16 protein-coding genes are annotated in these 19,288 nt (G+C 53.0%); 7 read left to right on the forward strand and 9 right to left on the reverse strand.

The window, feature by feature from the left end; all coding sequences use genetic code 11:
* Positions 1-122 precede the first annotated feature (122 nt).
* Positions 123-1,205: a LacI family DNA-binding transcriptional regulator gene (locus tag ACF2G4_RS17145; RefSeq protein WP_409075206.1), complete on the forward strand. Its 1,083-nt coding sequence runs from the start codon at positions 123-125 to the stop codon at positions 1,203-1,205.
* On the opposite strand, the gene yfaU is transcribed toward ACF2G4_RS17145, so the two are convergent.
* The 5 genes from yfaU to ACF2G4_RS17170 form a co-directional block, all read right to left on the reverse strand.
* Positions 1,189-1,989, reverse strand: a complete 801-nt coding sequence (gene yfaU, locus ACF2G4_RS17150; protein ID WP_215847718.1) for a 2-keto-3-deoxy-L-rhamnonate aldolase — start codon at positions 1,987-1,989, stop codon at positions 1,189-1,191. The two genes, ACF2G4_RS17145 and yfaU, sit on opposite strands and share 17 nt — an antisense overlap.
* A gap of 13 nt (positions 1,990-2,002) precedes the next feature.
* Positions 2,003-3,301: an MFS transporter gene (locus tag ACF2G4_RS17155; protein WP_215847717.1), complete on the reverse strand. Its 1,299-nt coding sequence runs from the start codon at positions 3,299-3,301 to the stop codon at positions 2,003-2,005.
* A gap of 51 nt (positions 3,302-3,352) precedes the next feature.
* The gene (rhmD, locus tag ACF2G4_RS17160; protein ID WP_215847716.1) at positions 3,353-4,555 is read right to left on the reverse strand and encodes an L-rhamnonate dehydratase; all 1,203 of its coding nucleotides are present in this window, start codon (positions 4,553-4,555) and stop codon (positions 3,353-3,355) included.
* Between the two features lie 13 nt (positions 4,556-4,568).
* The gene (locus tag ACF2G4_RS17165; protein ID WP_243078656.1) at positions 4,569-5,351 is read right to left on the reverse strand and encodes an IclR family transcriptional regulator; all 783 of its coding nucleotides are present in this window, start codon (positions 5,349-5,351) and stop codon (positions 4,569-4,571) included.
* A 155-nt stretch (positions 5,352-5,506) separates the two neighbouring features.
* Complete coding sequence (locus tag ACF2G4_RS17170) at positions 5,507-6,943, reverse strand: PLP-dependent aminotransferase family protein (protein ID WP_409075207.1); 1,437 nt, start codon at positions 6,941-6,943, stop codon at positions 5,507-5,509.
* A 98-nt stretch (positions 6,944-7,041) separates the two neighbouring features.
* On the opposite strand from ACF2G4_RS17170, the gene ACF2G4_RS17175 reads away from it, so the two are divergent.
* The gene (locus ACF2G4_RS17175; protein ID WP_409075208.1) at positions 7,042-7,746 is read left to right on the forward strand and encodes a GNAT family N-acetyltransferase; all 705 of its coding nucleotides are present in this window, start codon (positions 7,042-7,044) and stop codon (positions 7,744-7,746) included.
* A gap of 183 nt (positions 7,747-7,929) precedes the next feature.
* On the opposite strand, the gene opgB is transcribed toward ACF2G4_RS17175, so the two are convergent.
* Together opgB and ACF2G4_RS17185 are read right to left on the reverse strand one after the other, a co-directional pair.
* A complete protein-coding gene (gene opgB, locus ACF2G4_RS17180; RefSeq protein WP_409075209.1) occupies positions 7,930-10,221 on the reverse strand; it encodes a phosphatidylglycerol--membrane-oligosaccharide glycerophosphotransferase in 2,292 nt (763 codons plus the stop codon).
* 216 nt (positions 10,222-10,437) lie between these two features.
* Complete coding sequence (locus ACF2G4_RS17185) at positions 10,438-10,827, reverse strand: tautomerase family protein (protein ID WP_215847712.1); 390 nt, start codon at positions 10,825-10,827, stop codon at positions 10,438-10,440.
* Positions 10,828-10,948: 121 nt separating this feature from the next.
* On the opposite strand from ACF2G4_RS17185, the gene ACF2G4_RS17190 reads away from it, so the two are divergent.
* Complete coding sequence (locus tag ACF2G4_RS17190; RefSeq protein ID WP_243078653.1) at positions 10,949-11,869, forward strand: LysR family transcriptional regulator; 921 nt, start codon at positions 10,949-10,951, stop codon at positions 11,867-11,869.
* Here the strand turns inward: ACF2G4_RS17190 and ACF2G4_RS17195 are convergent.
* Complete coding sequence (locus tag ACF2G4_RS17195) at positions 11,843-12,862, reverse strand: glycosyltransferase family 32 protein (protein WP_215847710.1); 1,020 nt, start codon at positions 12,860-12,862, stop codon at positions 11,843-11,845. The genes ACF2G4_RS17190 and ACF2G4_RS17195 overlap by 27 nt on opposite strands.
* Positions 12,863-13,579: 717 nt before the next feature.
* Here ACF2G4_RS17195 and ACF2G4_RS17200 point away from each other — a divergent pair.
* Positions 13,580-14,530 (forward strand): WD40 repeat domain-containing protein, encoded by a 951-nt coding sequence (locus ACF2G4_RS17200; RefSeq protein WP_243078652.1) that lies wholly within the window; start codon positions 13,580-13,582, stop codon positions 14,528-14,530.
* Here the strand turns inward: ACF2G4_RS17200 and ACF2G4_RS17205 are convergent.
* Complete coding sequence (locus ACF2G4_RS17205) at positions 14,527-15,081, reverse strand: histidine phosphatase family protein (RefSeq protein WP_215847709.1); 555 nt, start codon at positions 15,079-15,081, stop codon at positions 14,527-14,529. The genes ACF2G4_RS17200 and ACF2G4_RS17205 overlap by 4 nt on opposite strands.
* A 586-nt stretch (positions 15,082-15,667) precedes the next feature.
* Between ACF2G4_RS17205 and ACF2G4_RS17210 the strand changes: the two genes are divergently transcribed.
* The 3 genes from ACF2G4_RS17210 (at position 15,668) to ACF2G4_RS17220 (ending at position 19,143) form a co-directional block, all read left to right on the forward strand.
* A complete protein-coding gene (locus ACF2G4_RS17210) occupies positions 15,668-17,062 on the forward strand; it encodes an MFS transporter (RefSeq protein WP_243078651.1) in 1,395 nt (464 codons plus the stop codon).
* 66 nt (positions 17,063-17,128) lie between these two features.
* Positions 17,129-18,160 carry a LacI family DNA-binding transcriptional regulator gene (locus tag ACF2G4_RS17215; RefSeq protein WP_243078650.1) on the forward strand — a complete coding sequence of 344 codons (1,032 nt, stop codon included), beginning with the start codon at positions 17,129-17,131 and terminating at the stop codon, positions 18,158-18,160.
* Positions 18,157-19,143: a nucleoside hydrolase gene (locus tag ACF2G4_RS17220; RefSeq protein WP_409075210.1), complete on the forward strand. Its 987-nt coding sequence runs from the start codon at positions 18,157-18,159 to the stop codon at positions 19,141-19,143. The genes ACF2G4_RS17215 and ACF2G4_RS17220 overlap by 4 nt, the downstream gene beginning before the upstream one ends.
* The last annotated feature ends 145 nt before the right edge of the window (positions 19,144-19,288 follow it).

Below are 19,288 nucleotides of genomic sequence, written 5' to 3' on the forward strand. Positions count from 1 at the left end.
CATAAGTGACACCTTGATGACGTTGTCGTTGTGAGACCGGTCTCAAGGGGTTAGAATGAGTTTAAGCACAGCCTTTTTTCAACGTCAATCTTCCTGTCATCAACTTGTGATTCGAAATAATTATGACCAACCTGAAATCGCGTTCAAAAGCACCAACCGTGGCTGATGTGGCACGGGCAGCAAATGTTTCAAAAGCGCAGGCAGCGCGGGCGCTTGGCGGTTATGGCGCGGTCAGTGATGAGGTTCAGGATCGTGTCAACAGCGCGGCGTCGCAGTTAGGGTATCGGCCCAATGAATTGGCGCGCAGCATGAATACCGGGCGCTCCAACACCATTGGCGTGATTGTGGGTGATATCGAAAACCCGCATTTTGGTCTGGCGCTGCGCGGCATGGCCGATGTTGCGCGTCTGGCGGGCTTCCATCTGCTGTTGAGCAACAGCGATGAAAAATCGCTGGCCGAGCAGGAAGCGGTTCGTGTGATGCTGGAAAAGCAGGTGGACGGCATTATTGTTGCGCCTAGCTGTTCGGACCAGCAGAAGAACAGTCATTTAATGCAGGTTCTGGCAGAAGGCCGGGCACTTAAATTGTTTGATCGTGCTGTCATTGGTTTAGATGTTGAAGCGATTTGCTGCGAATTTACCGGCGTTGCTCGACAAGCAACACAGCAGTTGATCAGCGTTGGACATCAGCAAATAGCCTACGTCACCAGTATGGAACTGGATCGGGACTATCAGGAATCGGCTGATTTCGGTTTAACACCGGTGGCGCAGCGTGTGGGCGGCATGATGCAGGCGTTTGCTGAAGCGGAATTGCCGTTTGATCCGGGATTGGTGCAGGTGAATGCGCAGGATGAAAAGCAGATTGCGCGTATCGTTGATGCATTATGGCAGCGACCGCAGCCGCCCAGCGCACTGATTGCGTCTGACAGCGTGGTAGCGATGTGGCTGCTGCGAGAAATCACGCGGCGCGGGCTGCGTATCCCACAGGATGTTTCCTTCATGATGTACGATAACTTCCCGTGGAGCGAAGTGGTGACACCGCCGCTGACGGTGGTGGCGCAACCGGTGTATGAAATGGGACGCGAAGCGGCACGGCGCTTGATTGCTGAGATTCGCGGCGAATCGCCCGGACCGATGCCACACTTTGAGGCAGAATTAATGGTGCGGCAATCCATTGCCGCGCCAAAGCTTAATAACTCGATTTAGTCGCTGACGGGGTGCCGCTTTTGAAATGCGCTAAGCGACTGTCCAGCGCCGAGGTGTAGAGCATGGTATCGACGCCGACGGCGACAAAATTCGCACCCCAGCTGATTGCCCGCTCCGCCATCGCAATATTCACCGCCAGAAAGCCTGCGGCTTTACCGGCACGACGTATGCGCCTGATGCTTTGCTCAATGAGCATTTGCACCTCGGGATGATCGGCATTATCGGGATGACCCAGTGACGCCGACAGATCCGCTGGACCGATAAAGATGCCATCAACGCCTTCTACTTCGAGCAGGGCGTCCAGATTCTCAATTGCCGTTTTGCTCTCAGCCTGAATCAGCAGGCAGAGCTCATCATTGGCACGCGCCATGTAATTCTCCACCCGGCCCCAGCGCGCCGCACGTGCAACGCCGGCTCCTACGCCGCGCGTACCCAGCGGCGGGTAACGCGTAGCCGCGACCAGCGCGCGCGCCTGCTCGGCGGTGTCGATCATCGGTACCAGCAAGGTGCGCGCCCCAATATCTAAAACCTGTTTGATCAGCGCGGTTTGAAACTCCACCGGGCGAATCACCGGTTGGCTGCGATAGGGCGCAATTGCCTGGAGCTGATGATAAAGGTCCTGCACGGTATTGGGCGCGTGCTCACCATCCACTAATAACCAGTCATAACCGCTGGTGGCAGCGATCTCAGCCAGATAAGACGACGTGCTGCTGAGCCATAAACCAATCTGCGTTTCACCCCTGGCCAGCCCGGCTTTAAAGGGATTGTGTAATGGATCCTGCATGTTGCCTCCTGTATTAATGACTTGCCTGCTGAGGTTGCGGCGCGCTGCGTCCGACCTTCAGGCTGAGAATCAGCATTGAACCTATTGCCGCGATCAGTGCCAACGCCAGCAATCCGGCGCTGCTGCTGCTGAACGCTATTTCCGCATTTACGCGAATCAGCGGGGCTAGGAAGCCGCCCACGGCACCAAACAGGTTGACGAAGCCGATACCTGCTGCCAGTGCGGTACCCGATAACAATTGGGTTGGCATGGTCCAGAACACCGGCTGTACGGCGATAAAACCCACCGCCGCTACGCTAAGCGCAATCATCGCCAGCAGCGGCGAAACCAGACCTGAAATGCCAATGCCCAATGCCGCGGCCAGCAAGGTAAAGGCCGCGACGCGACGCCGCTCGCCGCTGCGGTCGGAATAACGGGGAATCAGCCAGGTACCGAACAATGCGGCGATCCACGGAATTGCCGCAACCAGTGAGGCTGTAAAGCCCACTTTGGTGCCAAGCAGGGCGGCGACCTGAGAAGGCAGAAAGAAGATCAATCCATATACTGCGATCTGGATGGTCATGTAGATGATGGCCAGCTGCCAAACGCGGCCATTACGCAGCGCATCGCGCAGGTGCGCCGTGGGTTTTTGCTGCTCTTCAGTGATGAGTTGCTGCTGCAAAGCCTGTTTTTCGGCGGTGCTTAGAAAGCGTGCTTCGGCAGGCGTGTTGTCGAGATAACCGAAGGTGAAAATACCCGCCGCGACCGCCAGCAAACCTTCAATGATAAACATCCAGAACCAGCCGGGATGGCCGAGGAAACCGTGCATTTCAAGCAGCGCACCGGAGAGCGGCGACCCCAGCGTTAAAGCCAGCGGCGCCCCCATGTAAAATAATCCCATCACGCTGGCGCGCTGTTGTTGTGGAAACCACTGTGACGTCAGATAGATCATGCCTGGAAAGAAGCCCGCTTCTGCTGCGCCAAGCAAGGTACGCACCAGCAGAAATTTTGCTTCGGTATCGGCAAAAGCCATCGACGCAGAGAGAAAGCCCCACAGTAAGGTGGTGCCGCCAATCCAACTGCGCGCGCCAAAGCGGCGCATCAGCAAATTAGCGGGCACGCCAAGCAGCGCGTAAATCACAAAGAAAATACCGGCCCCTAAAGCGTAGGCTTCGTTGCTCAGGCCGGTATCCAGCTGGTACGCCTCTTTAGCAAAGCCGATATTGGCGCGATCGAGAAACGCCAACACGTAGAGCATCAACATGAACGGAATGAGGCGGGCGCGATTTTTCTTCACTGCGCTTTTCAACGCACTTTGCACCGGTGTATTCATCGGAATGATCCTCATGAACCCGGCTGCGATCGCCGATCGCAGCCGAAGCTATTAATGATGGTAAGGGCGCTTCAGGCCATCGCGGTTCAGCTCAACGCCGAAACCGGGTTTATCCAGCGCAGATTTATGCAACCGACCGTTTTCAGGGACGGGTTCGTTGATCAGCAGAGGATCGAACTGCGGACGCAGCGTGCTGCAATCGGGGCTGGTCATCAGGAATTCACTGAACGGGCTATTGGTAAACGTGATGACGGCATGATGCGAATAGACTGACGATCCGTGTGGCACCACCAGCTGTCCACGCGATTTAGCCAGCGCGGCGACTTCAACCAGCGTGGTCAAGCCACCACACCAGCCAACATCAGGCTGCAAAATATCAATGCCGGTGTCCGCTAGCGTGCGGAAAGATTGCAGCGTGCCGTGATGCTCACCGCTGGTAATCAGCATGCCCGGCGGTGCCTGGCGTTTAAGCTGCGCGTAGCCTTCAAACTGCTGCGGCGGTAAACACTCTTCCAGCCATTTAACGTTGTAGGGCGCGCAGGCGTGCGCCAGTTTGGTGGCGAAATTGACGTCCTGACTCATCCAGCAATCCAGCATTAGCCAGAAATCAGGACCGCAGCTTTCGCGATAGTGGGCGATGCGTGCAACCTCTTTGCGAATGCCTTCGTCGCCGTCGTGCGGTCCCCATTGCACCGCCATTTTCCCGCCGATGAACCCCATTTTTTGCGCCAGATCGGGACGTGCGCCGGTCGCGTAAAATTGCAACTCATCACGCACCGCGCCGCCGAGCAACTGATAAACCGGCAGATTGGTGACGTTGCCAAACAGATCCCACAGCGCTAAATCCACGCAGGAAATCGTATTCATCACCACACCGCCGGAACCGGCGTAGTACATCGTCGCGTTCATCATCTGATCGTGGATCAGTTTGATGTCGCTGACGCAGCGTCCTTCAATGAAGCGATTCAGGTGATTTTCGACAATGAAACAGCCCATTTCACCGCCAGTGGTGATCGCAAAACCGGTTTGACCATTCTCCGCTTCCACTTCCACCACTAACGTACCGAGCACATTGATGCCAAACGACTGGCGTGACTGCTCATACTGTTTGTATTTGCTCATTGGCGTGGCGACATGATCGTCAATCCAGTGGTTAGCACCCTGATCGTGATAATCGCCGCCAGCCGCAGCTTTCTCAGCTGTTGCTCCGCCAACAAAATAAGCGCGAACCGTTTTTATTTTAGGTAGGGACATAATGTTCTCCGAGTTATGAGGCGTGTTTTTCCGCTGGGCTGCGCCAGCCCAGCAAACGAGAAATATCGCGAGCGCAGGCAATAGCCAGGCCCGCGAGGTAATCGCGCTTGTCGTCGTCAATCTCTAAACGCGTACCGACTAACGAAATCGCGGCGACCAACTGCTGACGGGCGTCAAAAATCGGCGCAGCAACGCAGCGCACATCAGGAAAATCTTCACCATTATCAAAGCTCCAACCCTGACGGCGAATGCGGGCCAGTTCGGTATACAAGGCATCTGCGCTGCGTAAGGAGGTGGGCGTAACGGCAACAAAGCGCAGCGATTCAATGATGCGCGCCTGCTCTTCGGCCGGTTGCCAGGCCAGCAGGCACTTGCCAATACCGGAGCGATACAGCGACAGGCTTTTTCCTTCGTGCGAACGCACGCTGATGGTGGCGGCAGATTCAAGTTTGAGGATGTAACAGGCGTGACCGCTATCAATGATGCCGAGATGGCACAGCAGGTTGGTTTCCTGCATTAAACGCGTCAGGCGCGGACGGGCAATATCGCGAATATCCATGTGCTCAAGCGCATGACCCGCAAACTCCACCAGCCGCGTCCACAAACAGTAATGATCGTTACGATCAACCGTGATCAAGCGCTGTTTTTTGAGTTCAGCAAACAGCAGGTAAGCGCTGCTTTTTGGCAGCGCCAATGCCTCAATGATCTCGGCAGCGCTGCATGGCCCGTGTTGCGCAATAAAGTTGAGAATAGCGATGGCGCGCGTAAGCGCCGGAACAGGCGTCACTTCCAACATACTGGACTCCAGTCTAAGGATCTGGAGAGCAGTGTTGTGTTTTCGTTAATGGAGAAATGTGAGCTATTTCAAATTCATCGCGCCAGACCGCTTTGGGTAAACAATGGCGTACAAGAATGTGAGACGTGCCGCGTTGCCAGTACAGTTGGCTGTACTCAGCGCAGTAAACGGCCCACTTGCTGCGCACCTGCAACGATCTGCGTGTCGCTGGTATTGCCGTAGCCCAATACCAATCCCTGTTGTTTGGGGTCAGCAAGATAAAACGTCGAGAGCGCAGCCGGGGCAAAACCTGCCTGCCAGAGTGCAGCGGCCAGCGCCACATCATCTTGATTTTCTTGAAGCTGTAGGACTAAATGCATGCCGCTGTCGCCACCCAACAACACAACGTTTTCGCCCAGTACGCGTTGCAATTCGGTGCGCAATTTGGCCTGACGTTGACGATACAACCGGCGCATTTTGCTTAAATGACGGCTGAAGTCGCCACATGTTATAAAGCGCGCTAACGCCTGCTGTTCCAGCCGATTGCCGCCCCGCAGTAATTCGTGCAACGCAGGCCGGATGTGTGAAAGCAGATGTGCGGGTAGCACCATAAAACCGAGCCGCAAAGCAGGAAACAATGTTTTGCTGAACGAGCCGAGATAAATTACCGGGGCGCTCTCTCTCATGCCTTGCATGGCAGCAATCGGCTCGCCGCGATGGTGATAATCGCCATCGTAATCATCCTCAATAATCCATGCCTGATGCTGTTGCGCAGCAGCAATCAGCGCCAAACGTCGTGCCGCACTCATCACCACACCGAGCGGATATTGATGCGTTGGCGACGTGTAAATCAGCCGTGGCGGAACGTTTTGCCAGTGACGCTCCTCTGGCGCGAGACCTTGTGCATCAACGGCAATCGGGATGACATTAAGGTCACCAGCATGCATCGCGGCTTTGGCACCGCGATAACCCGGATCTTCAACCCAGCCGGTTTCACCGGGATTAGTCAGTAGCGTGACGCAGAGCGATAAAGCCTGCTGCGCGCCTTCGGTGATGACAATCTGCTCCGCCGTGCAGCGCACGCCACGCGTCATACTCAGATGTTGCGCTAAAGCCTCACGCAGCGCGCTTTCTCCAAGCGGATCGCCATAACCCAGCAGGCGGTGCGGCGTTTGGCTTAGCACGCGGTTTAACGCTCGACGCCATGCAGGAAATGGAAAATGGCTTAACGCTGGCACGCCCGCTCGCAGCGGGTATTCTTCGCTGTTGATGCGATGGCTGGAATGCAACGATGTCAGGCGATTGGCCAGCGGCAAAGAAGCGGGCAGGTCAGCGGAGTTGAGTATGTGAGGCGATACCATGGGGCTAACGCGGCTGCCTTGCCGATCGCTCAGCACATAGCCTTCTGCCTGCAAATGTGTCCAGACATTGATCACCGTATTACGCGAAACTTGCAGCTCGTTGGCCAGTTGGCGTGTGGCCGGTAATCGGGTGCCAGCAGGAAGCTGACCACTGAGAATAGCCTGTTTAATCCGCTGATAAAGCTGTTGCTGCAGCGTGACATCTTTAGCCGTGAGGGGAGCAAACAGCAACGAGGAAATATAAGACGACAACAGACGCTCCGTGGATCCATCATTTTCCACCATTGTGGCGCTTTTTAAGCGACCAGCAAAGTGGCAATCTGCTTTCATCATCTCAATCGGGAGGCAGCATGTCACAGCATACGAATCAATATGGTCAACCCGTTGGCCAGTCTTTGGACTGGCAGGAACGGCCTTATCCGCAGCGTGAAATTTTTATCGGTCAATCATGTCGTCTTGAGCCCTTTAGCGTGGCAACGCATGCCGATGCGCTGTTTGAAGCCTATTCGCTGGCCGAAGATGGCCGCGACTGGACATACATGTTTGTCGGCCCATTTACCCATAAGCAGGCTTGGCTGGAGAGTGCAGCGCAGATGGAAAGCAGCCGCGATCCGCTGCATTTCGCGGTGATTGACCTGCAAACGGAAAGGGCAGTCGGCAGCCTGGCACTGATGCGCATCGAGCCTCAGCATGGCGTAATTGAAGTGGGCCATGTCGCGTTTTCACCGTTATTAAAGCAGACGCGAATGGCAACCGAAGCGCATTACCTATTAATGCACTATGCCTTTGAGCAGCTCGGTTATCGTCGTTATGAATGGAAATGCGACAGCTGCAACGCCCCTTCACGCCGTGCGGCGGCGCGGTTGGGATTCCGCTATGAAGGGGAATTCCGTCAGGCGATTGTTTACAAAGGCCGCACGCGTGACACCTGCTGGTTCTCGATCATTGACAGCGAATGGCCGCAGGTGAAAAGCGGCTTTGAACGCTGGTTGCATAGCGAAAACTTTACGCCGCAAGGAGAGCAGCGCGAGAAGCTGGAGGCGCTGCGCCGTTAATGGGCATCTTCACGGAGCGTCATGCTGTCAGGTAAAAATGTACGTCATGGCCATCACCAGGGGGGTGGCCATGACCATCAGTAACCGTTTTACCCAACGTCTAACGTTTTTCAGCCCAGCGACATCGACCTTAAGCTGCGGCACATCAGTTTTGCGTTGTGCCCAAAATGCAGAAGTTTAAGGTTAACCCTGCGGCACTATTTTGATATCCACCATACCGATGCCTAGCTTACGTGGATCCTGGCCGGTGATATTGCCGATGTTACTCAATTGCGGTTCCGGTGGCACAATAATCAAATTATGACTGCCGTTGGGATTATCAAAATGCAGCGTGGTGGTGGAGAACTCTTCACCTAAGGTCAGCAGCTGCTGCTGATCGCCGACACGCACGGGAATAGGACGATGTACGTTCGGGCCAAAGGCGCGTGCGGTGATCACCAGATCAAACTTCTGCGGCAGTGGATCGACATACTCAATTTTCACTTCCGGCGCGAGATTGGCGTTCGACCAGCGTCCCCAGCTTTCCGGACGCGAGATACCGCTAAAGCTTTTTACGCTGTTAGGTGCACCCGGTACGGTTAATAAAAAGCGATCGGCCTGATAGCGAATATCATTATCCAGCACGCGAATCTGCGCGAGGTTACGTTGATATTGTGCATCGCTGGTGGTGCTTGCTGGAAATTGCACTTTGCTCTTCCACTGCGGTTTATCAATCCGCGTCACGGTGGGTTGACCGCCCATTTGCCCCATCGCCAGACAATAATCGGTGGAGAGTGCCAGTTCGGGTTTCCATAAACGCGCCATTTTAAAGCAGCGATCGACCCAAACAAATTTATCCGTTGAGACAAAATCGGCCAGCTGATAACGCAGCGGTGCTGAATATTCCCCTTCTGGCATCGGCTCAACGTGCTTATCGTTTACGCGAAACAGAATCGGTAATTTGAAGGTGGTACCGGAAAAACTGAAAGAGTTTTTCGCGGTATCAATGGTGAAACTGTCCATTTTCTTAGGAAAATTCCACAGTTGAATGATATCGGGCTTCCAGCTCAGTACTTTGCTCTTCAAATCATCAAACTGGGTTGAAAGAGAGATAGAAGAAAGGTTGCTGCGACCCAAACCGATAGCGTTATCTCCGCCCAATATATCCAGCAGCGTCGCGCCGTTATCCATGGTGCTGCGTTTAGTCTCGATCACTTCAGCTTGCGGTTGGTCGCCGCGAATAATCATGTAGAGGTCACGGCGCGGCTGTTTTACCAAATATTGATGCGCGGTGTTGTTCATCGCCAGATGATCAGATGTCACCACAATCACCGTATTTTTGAACCAGGGTGACGCTTTGATGCGTTCAATCAGGCGCGCTACATGTTCTTGTGAGCAAGCAACGGCACTGAAAGATTGGTTGGGTTTCCCGTCAAGGCTGTAGCTCTTGCGTTGGCAGCTACGCGAAATAAATCCGTCGGGATGATGTGTGTCTACCGTCAGCGTAAACAGCGCGAAGCGTTTCTGTTGACGTGATAGCTCTTCATATTTCTCAAATACTTCATCCATCACCGTGTCATCGTAATATCCCCAGTTATTACGATAAGTGGGATCGGCAACGCGGCTTTTAAGTTCTTGCGAACCATACATATTGGCAGGGCTAAAACCGTGGGATGTCAGGAAAACATCTTTACCGGCAAAGCGTAAATCTGCGCCCTGAATAAACCAGTTTTCGTAGCCGGAATTTTTCAGGATGTCGCCCAGGCAAACGTTTTGCGGATAAAAGCTGGAAAGCGAAGCTGACGCGTTACCGTCGAAAGGCGCGAACAGCGGAATGCCGCATTGCGATGAAACCATGCCTGCGATGGTGTAATCGGTGCCAGGCAGCTGTTCGGTATTGCTGAAGTCGATGCTCTGTTCTTTTTCACGGCTGAGTTCTGGTGCCAGCGCCGGAAAAGCCTGCTCATCAAAATAGGTGCGCTCCAAACTTTCACCGTAGATATAGACCACGTTGAGTTTAGGATGGTCGATACGGTTTTTAGGCACTTTATAAAAGTTTTCAAAATCTGAATTCGCTTGCTGGGTATGGGAAGCGATCAGCGAAGCGACCTGACGAAAAGCGGGCGTGGTTTGCACAGAACCCACAGCGCAGATAAAGGCCAATAGGCTCCAGCCGAAGTTGTGGGGACGTGCACGACGACGCAGTAGCCACGACAACAGGCAAAAGAGTGAAAACAGTACAATAATCAGCCCGATAGCGGGCACGACATATTTGCTGATACCGGCGCCGGTCAGGCTGTTGGTCAGCGTATAGAGCACCGCATCATTGATGCCGTCGCCGGTAAAATAGTTGCTGGCATAAAGGGTGGCGTTGAGCACCACAAACAGAACAAGTAATAACAGGACAACAATGAACCAAAATTTATTTCGCCCGGCTTTAGTGGAATAAATTGCAATAGCGGCCAGAAACAACACGACTGACACTAATTCGGACAACGTCAATTCCTCTCTTCAGGTGAGTACGCAGCGCCTTGCGCAATCGGTCATTTTCATAATAGTTTTTTCGACAATCTATCTTGGCTGTCACACGGCTGCAACACATCCGATCAGAATTGTGGAGTGGAAGAGGAAATGGTTTAACGGCGGTTTAAAGTTGATGTGATTTGCACTGACGGCGATCACAAAACACCGTCAGTGAGGCGCTGGAAGAGGTTACAGTTTACCGGTCAGGTATTGCGCTTCGCCGTCCGCGAAACTCCAGTCGCCTTTGTCGTTGGTGATAAAGCTGATCATTAAATCATTGCCCTGCACACCGCAGTTTTCACGCAGTTCACGTGCCAGCTCCGCCATAAACAGCTGTTTCTGTTCGCGGCTACGCGGACTGGTATAGACGCGCACCATCACCAGATTGTCACTGCGGTTGAAACCTAAACCGGTATCCTGAAAAACCATCTGATAGCGCTTATTTTCCTGAACAATCTGATAACGATCGCGCTCGGGTACGTTAAAAGCGGTCAATACGGCACGATGAGCAGCGTCTAACAATGTGCGTAATTCTGACTCAGAACGACCTTGAATAACATCGAATTGCAGCAAAGGCATGGCGGTTCCCCTGTTTTTAATGAGAAGTTTACTAAAGGCTGATAACCTCATGCTGCCTGCTTCCACTGCAAAGAAAAAGCGCGTACGCTGAATTGATTATTCACTATATTGAACAATTCTCATGAAAGAGATGAAGACGGATGCGCTGTGGGAACATCTTCATTGGCTGACGATACTGGCAGAGCAGGGCAGTTTTACCCGCGCGGCTGAACGGCTGGACGTGAGCAAAGCGTCGATGAGCCAAAAGATTAAAGAGTTGGAAGCGATGGCGGGTGTGTCGCTGGTGCAGCGCACTACGCGCAGCGTGCGCTTGACCTCGGCAGGCGAAAAGCTGGTTGAGGATTTGCGCGAGCCCTTTGCGCGCATTGAACAGAGTTTTTTCAGCGTGCGTGATACCGCCGGACCCGTTCGTGGTTTAGTCCGCGTAACCGCGCCGGTTGCATTTGCACGCCAACACTTAGTGCCGCTGATTGGGGATTTTTTGCGTGAATTTCCGCAAGTACGATTGCAACTAGATGTTACCGATCGCATCGTCTCGCTGAGCAGCGAAGGATTTGATTTAGCGATACGCCACAGCGACACTCTGCCTGAAACCCATGTCGCGCTGCCGCTGTGTGAAACGCGTACGCTGCTGGTGGCGTCACCCGGTTATTTGGCGCAACAGGGCCAGCCGAAAACGCCTGAGGATTTGGCGCAGCATAACTGCCTCTATTATCCCCGTGGTGTTGAATCACCTCGCTGGGCCTTTGCTGCTACGCACAGCAGCGAACGCGTGCAGGTGCGTATTCAGGGCTGTTTTGCCACCAATAACAGTGAGTCGATTAGGGATGCAGCACTGCAAGGATTGGGGATCGCAATGCTGCCGGACTTTAGCGCCAGCGAGGCGTTAAAGTCCGGCTCATTGCAGCAGGTGTTGGCGGACTGGCAAGCTGTCGATGCCTTTGCGGCTCAATTATGGATTGTGCGCCCATGGGCAGCACAGGTGCCGCGTGCAGTAACGACATTTGCGCACTGGTTACGCGCGCGCTTTGCTCATTACTGATGGCAGCGCCAGCGGCGCCGGTGCCGCACCGTGTACCATCTCACCAATCAGGCTGGTGCGATTGTACAAGCCAAGCCGCAGGTTAAAATCAAGATGCAGACGTTCATTCCCGGTCAGTTTGATGATGGGCGGTGGCGTCTGCGGACGCTGCTGAAACAACACGGAGCGAGCAAAAGCATCGCTGTTGTCGGCGTGCAAACCCTGATAGAAAAAGGCGTTGGCTTCACCCTTGCGCAGATAAAAGTTAATGCGGCGATATTCACGAATCGCGACTTGCTGTGCCAGCGACAGCAATTGACGTGAAGGATTATCAATGTTCTGCACAATCAGCGCGAAGTCATCGCGCTTTTTCATTTCCTGAAAATAGTTCTGGATACCGACGTTTTTCACGGGGGCCAGCTGCCTTAACCATTCACGCATAAAGGGATTTTGCGGAGCGGCAGCCAGAAACCAACCTTCAGTCACTGGCGAAAGGAAATTGATCGTTGAGCTTTCACGATAATATCCAATTAAATCCATTGGACGTTCCTGATGCACTTTATGTACCCAGGAAAGATCCTCAAATAATAGCGTGCTGCAATCAATCCCAATGCCGCCATAACGATAGAGCAGCTCAAGCCTGATAATGTCACTTTTGTGGGCTGGGGTCAGATCAGATGAAATAAATCTGAGATCCGGTAACCATTGTGAGAGCGTGCGTCGGGTAATAATATTGACGTCGTGATCGGGATTATCCTGGCGTAATTTCTTAATATTTATCGCCATTGATTTTGGCAGATGGTCATCGTGCCAATACATCCAGACAATTTTAGGGATGTCTGGCAACGATTTTTGCTGCGACATCAACACCACATTCTGTTCCTGCCTGGGATCATATTCAGGCGCACGGACTGCGCTCTGTTTTTTCTTATTCCAGAGCATTTGGCTGGTAAAGGATATTCTTTTCCAGTTGCGCCATAACTTATGCGCAGGACGTTGGCTAAATAGAGTCATGGTGCACCTGTTATTATCATTATACCCATTAAATTAACGCTGCAGATGCGGTCTTTGTCCCAGTCACTTACTGATGTAAGCGCCCAAAGATTCACGCGCTTGCCGACGTGCTGCAACCTGAATTAATGAAAATAAACATCTTCATCCTTCATGCTGCAAATAGCCTGCTCTGCTCCCGCTTCCCTTAACGACTTACCGCAGTAAGTTTTAGGGTATTAACACGCTTGCCGCCTCGATTAAACTCAAATTATTTAGGGATGAAACCCGCTACATTTTTGGCGGCATATGCATGCCTGCAACGCGAATTGCATGGGTAGATTATGGTTTTCCCTGATGATGACGCAGTGTTAAGCGCGCGATAGTTTCCTCACGGCTGTGTAAAATTGCACTGCACCTTCTTAATAAAACATTCCTAACGCATTAGCTATTTCTTTTTCAGACTTTAGGAAAAACCGGAATTAAATCGATCAGGAAGAATTTATATTAAGTTAGCCAATGTTAATCTTTTATATAAGATTTATTACTGCTGCACGTTTTTTTAATTAAGGAAGTTCTTAATTTTTTACTGCACTCTCCTGCTACAGCAGGGTTTCAAACATTCAGGTCGGACAGTTGAGCTTAACTCCGTGCTTTAACGCGGCTCATCTATAGGTTGGCTCGCACCGAGTAACGGTGATTGTCTACGCTTAAGGAAGGCTTACAGAGAAAGGAGACGATATGCAGCATGAATCGAGCGGTTTGCTGGCGGTAGATAAACGAGGCAATCGTGTACTGTTTCTCAATCCTGAAACTTTTGCGGTGCAGCAAGAGTTAAACGCCTTTCCACCGAGACCACATGAATTACTGATGCTCACGCCATGGGAAAAAGCGTATGTGCCGATCTACGGTGATGGCATTCACGGCGATAATCCGCATCCTGGTCATAAAGTGGCGGTGATTGATTTACGGCGTCGTGAGATCAGCGGTTTCATTGATATGTCGCCGCTGCGTGCGCCACACAGCGGCCAGTTAGGACGAGACGGCAAGGTTTACCTCTGCTGTGAAAACAGCGCGATGGTTGCGGTGATTGATCCCGCGACCGACAAAGTGGAAAAAACCATCCCCATTCCCTCGCACAATGCGCATCGCCTTACGCTGTCACCCAGCGGCCGCAAACTGTTTACCGATAACGAAGAGGACGCCAGCATCACGGTGGTGGATTTGTGTGAAGCTGAGGGACGCGTCATTGACAATATTTTATTGCCTGGCCCGATTGCGGGGATCGCTGCTTCACCAAAACATCCCTATCTGGTGGCGAGTGCTGCCGATGCGCCGTCGCTTTATGTGATTGATCGACAAAGCCATCGCATTCGTCAGCGGCTGGCGCTGCCGGGTCATCAACAACCTTGTCAGGTGGTGCGCTTTAGCCCGGATGGCGAAATGCTGGTAGCAATAGGTGATGGTGAACCGATCGTGACGCTGTTTGACGATCTGCTTAATCCGTTGGGCGATATCGTGGTAGGTAATAAACCGATGGATGGGTGCTTCAGCGCCGATAAACAGCAGTTACTGATAGCCAACGAAGATGATGGCACGCTGAGTGTGATTGATTTAGCCCAGCGAAAAGTGATTGCAACACCGCGCGTGGGCACGGGCTGCGAAATACTGAGTTACTTCAAGCTGGATTAGATAAAAGGGCGGTGATAGATCGCTGAACTCCAGTGGCGGCTGCTGGCATGTTTTTCAGCCTGCCAGCCGCGTTTACGCAATTCACGGGCAATCATCTTGTTCATAATGCCGTGCCCGAGCAGCAGCACGGTACCGCGTTGGGAATGTTCAATCAGCTTGTCAGCCGCTTGTGAGGCGCGTCGGCGCGCGTGCCGCAAGGATTCCGTTTCTCCCGCATAGCCACACAGCCACAATAAGCGCAACAGCGTCAGCCAAACCGGGGTAGGCAGATGAACCCGTTCAGATCGCAGTAACGGAATCGCCACTTCGCTGAAGAGATCATCGATTTCCTGTGGATGTAAACCGAGCTGGACGAGAGAGGAACGGGCACGCGGCAGCGGGCTACAGACCACCACCGCGGCCTGACGAGCAATATGGATACTGCGTTCAGGTGGCAGATCGCTGACCAACGCGAGATCGTAAGCTTCGCACCAGTCAGCCAGCGCCTGCGCGTTGATTCGTCCCCCCACATGATGGTCGGGTTTGCCGTGTCGCATCAAAATAATCGTCATAACACTCCTGCGGTATCTCCTTTTTAGGGTAATGCATTGTCACCATATGCCAATCAGCTAACGCATTTTCGGAATAAACCGCTGTTGTCATCACGTTGTAATAGCGCTGTGCGACAACAGCAGGCGATGAAAGGCATCAGGCTGCGTCTGCCTTTAATGATAAGAAAAAATACTCTTTAACGACGCGTTCAATCTTTTTATTTGCGCCATTTCGTCACTAATAGGTTGAATTGGCAATAAAAAAAGAAAATGACGCGTTGTAATAATGAAATTATTTTAACATTTTAAGATAACGTTGCTTGATTTATCTACGCGCGTAGATACACTGTGGCCACAGTGATTGCTCTGGGTGCTTGAGGCACGGTAGGCGCAATAATGGTGATGTTACTTTCGTCTGGTTTACGCGACCGATTAACATAAGATCGGCGGTAAAGACGGAAAATAAGATTCCAACACCAGGGAATTCTTTAATGACCTTTCATCATGGTTAGCCAACTGAACGTCTCTGCCGGGCCGTTCTGCTGATAAGCAGAGAATTGACCCACGGAAGGGCGTTTATCCAACTGCATTTTTCAGGGATAGGGTTATGGCAGCACAACATTCCGTTAAGCAACAGGCATCACTGTCTTCCACTTCTGCCGCCGATGCGCGGTTTAATACCTCTTCCGGCCGCAAAGACTTCTGGCGCGCCACGTTCTCTTGTTGGCTAGGCACGGCAATGGAGTATGCAGATTTCGCACTCTACGGCCTCGCTGCGGGCATTATCTTTGGGGATGTTTTTTTCCCGGAAGCGACGCCCGCGATGGCATTACTTTCTAGCTTTGCAACCTGGTCAGTTGGCTTTATAGCCCGCCCGATTGGTGCCCTTTTTTTCGGCTGGCTTGGCGATCGTAAAGGCCGAAAAGTCGTGATGGTCACTACCATTATCTTAATGGGTGCTTCAACCACCTTAATCGGCTTAATTCCCAGCTATGCCGCCATTGGCGTGTGGGCACCCGCGTGTTTGGTGCTGCTGCGCTTCACGCAAGGGTTGGGCGCAGGGGCGGAGCTTTCTGGCGGTACGGTAATGCTAGGAGAATATGCGCCGGTTGAACGTCGCGGCCTGGTTTCTTCTGTGATTGCGCTGGGGTCGAATAGCGGCACGTTGCTGGCTTCACTGGTGTGGCTGCTGGTGGTGCAGATGGATCAGGAGAGTTTGCTGGCATGGGGCTGGCGTATTCCCTTTCTCAGCAGCGTAGTGATTGCACTGGCAGCGCTATGGATCCGCCGTAACCTGCGTGAAACGCCGGTTTTCGAGCGCAAAAAGGCGGAGCTTGAAGCTGAACGAGCGCAAACCCTAACCACGCATCGTCAGGATGTAGATAGCCGCCCATTCTGGCAGCGTACCCGCGCTTTCTGGACCATGGTGGGGCTGCGCATGGGTGAAAACGGGCCTTCTTATCTTGCTCAAGGTTTTATCGTGGGCTATGTCGCTAAAGTGTTGATGGTGGATAAATCGGTGCCAACAACGGCGGTATTTTTAGCTTCGCTGCTGGGTTTTTTGGTGATTCCACTGGCGGGTTGGCTCTCCGATCGTTTTGGTCGCCGTATTGTTTACCGGGTGTTCTGCCTGTTGTTGATGATCTATGCATGGCCTGCCTTTACGCTGCTTGATACGCGTGAGACGGCAATTGTGATCCCGGTCATTGTCGTGGGCATGGCGCTGGCGTCGCTGGGTATCTTTGGCGTGCAGGCGGCGTGGGGCGTGGAGCTGTTCGGCGTCAATCATCGCTACACTAAAATGGCGGTAGCCAAAGAGCTTGGCTCAATTTTGTCTGGCGGTACGGCGCCCCTGATCGCTGCCGCAATGCTCTCTTATACCGGACATTGGTGGCCGATTGCCGTCTATTTTTCTGCCATGGCGGCGATTGGATTCTTCACTACTTTTGTTGCGCCCGAAACGCGTGGGCGCGATCTCAACCTGCCAGAGGATGCGATTTAATCTGGCAATATTTGCTCAGCTGCGGAGTGTGCTGGTGCGCTTCGCACGTTGATTTAAGGAGACGCCTTGGCTAAACAGCCGACAGGTAAAGTGACACGCAGTGATGTCGCAAAAGTCGCAGGCACGTCGGTGGCGGTGGTCAGTTATGTCGTGAATAACGGGCCGCGCCCGGTGGCGGAGGCTACCCGGCAGCGCGTGCTTGATGCCATTAAGCAAACCGGTTATCGGCCTAACGCAGCTGCGCGTGCGTTGGCGTCTGGCAATACCAAGACTTTTGGCTTAGTAGTGCCCAATATCAGCAATCCTTTCGTTGCCTCAATGGCACACATGCTGCTGCAAGAGTCGCTTAATCACGGTCACGTTATGTTGCTTGGCGACGCAGGCGATGACCGTAAGCGCGAGCTCGAACTTATTCAGGGTTTACTCAACCGTCAGGTTGACGGTCTGTTTTACAACAGCGTCGATCGCCATCCCTATATTGATGTGATCAAAGCCAGCGGCACACCGTTGGTGATGCTGGATCGCGTTGAACCGCAGCCGGGTGTTGGCATGCTGCGGGTGAATGAACGTCAGGCGGCGTATCAGGTTTGTGCGCATTTGCTGAGCCACGGTTATCAGCGTGTCGGCATGATCAGCGGCCCAAAAGAGATGCTGAACGCGCAAGATCGTGTCCAGGGTTGGCGCGACGCGATGGAGGAAAAAGGCTTAACGGTGGATGAATCACTGATTTTTCCCGCCAGCTATTCGCGGCAGGGCGGATACGATGCCGGCCTGCAAATGCTCGCCAATAATCAGATGCCGCGCGCCTTATTTACCAGTAATGAAGGACAGGCCATTGGCTGTATTCGTGCCTTTGCTGAACAAGGCATTCGGGTTCCAGAAGATGTGGCGTTGGTCTGTTTTAACGGTACCGAGCAATCTGCCTTTCATGTCCCTACTTTAACCACTGTACGCCAGCCGCTGCGTGATATGGCGCGAAGCGCCATTGCCATGCTGAAAAACTGGGATGGCGAAGCGAAGCTGGAAGAGTTTCCGCATCAGCTTGAAATTGGTGAATCTTGCGGCTGTCAGGTCAGCATTAACCTAAGAAGAAAATGAAAAGAATTATTATTGATTGTGATCCGGGAAACGGCATTGCGGGTGCCAACACTGACGATGGGCTGGCGATTGCGCTGGCGCTGGCATCGCCTTTGTTATCGCTGGAATTGATTACTACCGTTGCAGGAAACACGCCCTGCGAAACCGGTGCGCAGGTAGCAAAAGATCTGATTGTCCGGCTCGGGTTGGATATTCCCGTGGTGCAGGGCGCGACGCAGGCCTTGCAGGAAGATCCCGCACCCTGGCGTGAAACGCTGGATAAGCGGGTTGAAAAGCTGGAGCTTGTGAAGCTGTGGCAAGGCGTGCGTCAACCCGATGCTGTCATGGCTGACGGTGACGATGCAGCCGAGGCGATGGGCAAACTGATTTGTGATAATCCCGGTGAGATCACGCTGGTGGCGATTGGGCCGCTGACCAATGTCGCACTGGCGATGCAGCGCTATCCGGCGATGGCAGAATCCGTGGCAGAAATCGTTATTATGGGCGGCGTCTTTGCCTTAGATGACTACATCAAAGACACCAATTTTGGTGTGGATCCCGAAGCCGCGCATTATGTATTACACAGTGGCGCAACGTTGACGCTGGTGCCGATGGATGTCACCACGCAAACCCTGCTTACCCAGCAAGATCTCACACGGCTCACCGATATTGATCATCCACTGACGCAGTTTGTGCGTGAAACGTTGCGCCCGTGGATTGACTATTCCATGCGTACGCGTCGTCTGCCGGGCTGCTGGATCCACGATGCGCTGGTCGTCGCCTGGCTACTCAATCAGCGCGTTGCTTGCGGCATCGATTATCGGGTCGATATCGAACTGCGCGAAGGGGCAACCCGAGGTAAAAGCTGGCGGTACCGTCAACCGCTGCGCGTTGATGTTGGCATTCCTGCTCACTGCGGCGCGCTGGTGCATGTGCTCCACAGCGTGGATAATGATGTGTTGCTGACGATTATTCAAAAGGCATTTGCCAGTCTGAAAAACTGAATTTTTTGGCGATTATCTCGCCCATTTCCCTTTTCCCATCTCCAGACACGCTTATTTACAGCCTGAAGCAGAGGCTGACAATTAGTTAGCACGCTAATCCTTTCTGACATGATATATACAAAAGCTTAACAAGCTCGTAACTCGG

Origin of the sequence: Pantoea phytostimulans (assembly GCF_046118715.1) — a bacterium.
Taxonomy (GTDB): Bacteria; Pseudomonadota; Gammaproteobacteria; order Enterobacterales; family Enterobacteriaceae; genus Pantoea; species Pantoea phytostimulans.

Coding starts and splice junctions, on each gene's coding strand:
- ACF2G4_RS17190 (WP_243078653.1), top strand. CDS start 10,949: ATGAAAGAGATGAAGACGGATGCGCTGTGGGAACATCTTCATTGGCTG.
- ACF2G4_RS17155 (WP_215847717.1), bottom strand. CDS start 3,301: ATGAATACACCGGTGCAAAGTGCGTTGAAAAGCGCAGTGAAGAAAAAT.
- ACF2G4_RS17175 (WP_409075208.1), top strand. CDS start 7,042: ATGTCACAGCATACGAATCAATATGGTCAACCCGTTGGCCAGTCTTTG.
- yfaU (WP_215847718.1), bottom strand. CDS start 1,989: ATGCAGGATCCATTACACAATCCCTTTAAAGCCGGGCTGGCCAGGGGT.
- ACF2G4_RS17220 (WP_409075210.1), top strand. CDS start 18,157: ATGAAAAGAATTATTATTGATTGTGATCCGGGAAACGGCATTGCGGGT.
- ACF2G4_RS17205 (WP_215847709.1), bottom strand. CDS start 15,081: ATGACGATTATTTTGATGCGACACGGCAAACCCGACCATCATGTGGGG.
- ACF2G4_RS17145 (WP_409075206.1), top strand. CDS start 123: ATGACCAACCTGAAATCGCGTTCAAAAGCACCAACCGTGGCTGATGTG.
- ACF2G4_RS17200 (WP_243078652.1), top strand. CDS start 13,580: ATGCAGCATGAATCGAGCGGTTTGCTGGCGGTAGATAAACGAGGCAAT.
- ACF2G4_RS17165 (WP_243078656.1), bottom strand. CDS start 5,351: ATGTTGGAAGTGACGCCTGTTCCGGCGCTTACGCGCGCCATCGCTATT.
- ACF2G4_RS17210 (WP_243078651.1), top strand. CDS start 15,668: ATGGCAGCACAACATTCCGTTAAGCAACAGGCATCACTGTCTTCCACT.
- ACF2G4_RS17195 (WP_215847710.1), bottom strand. CDS start 12,862: ATGACTCTATTTAGCCAACGTCCTGCGCATAAGTTATGGCGCAACTGG.
- rhmD (WP_215847716.1), bottom strand. CDS start 4,555: ATGTCCCTACCTAAAATAAAAACGGTTCGCGCTTATTTTGTTGGCGGA.
- ACF2G4_RS17185 (WP_215847712.1), bottom strand. CDS start 10,827: ATGCCTTTGCTGCAATTCGATGTTATTCAAGGTCGTTCTGAGTCAGAA.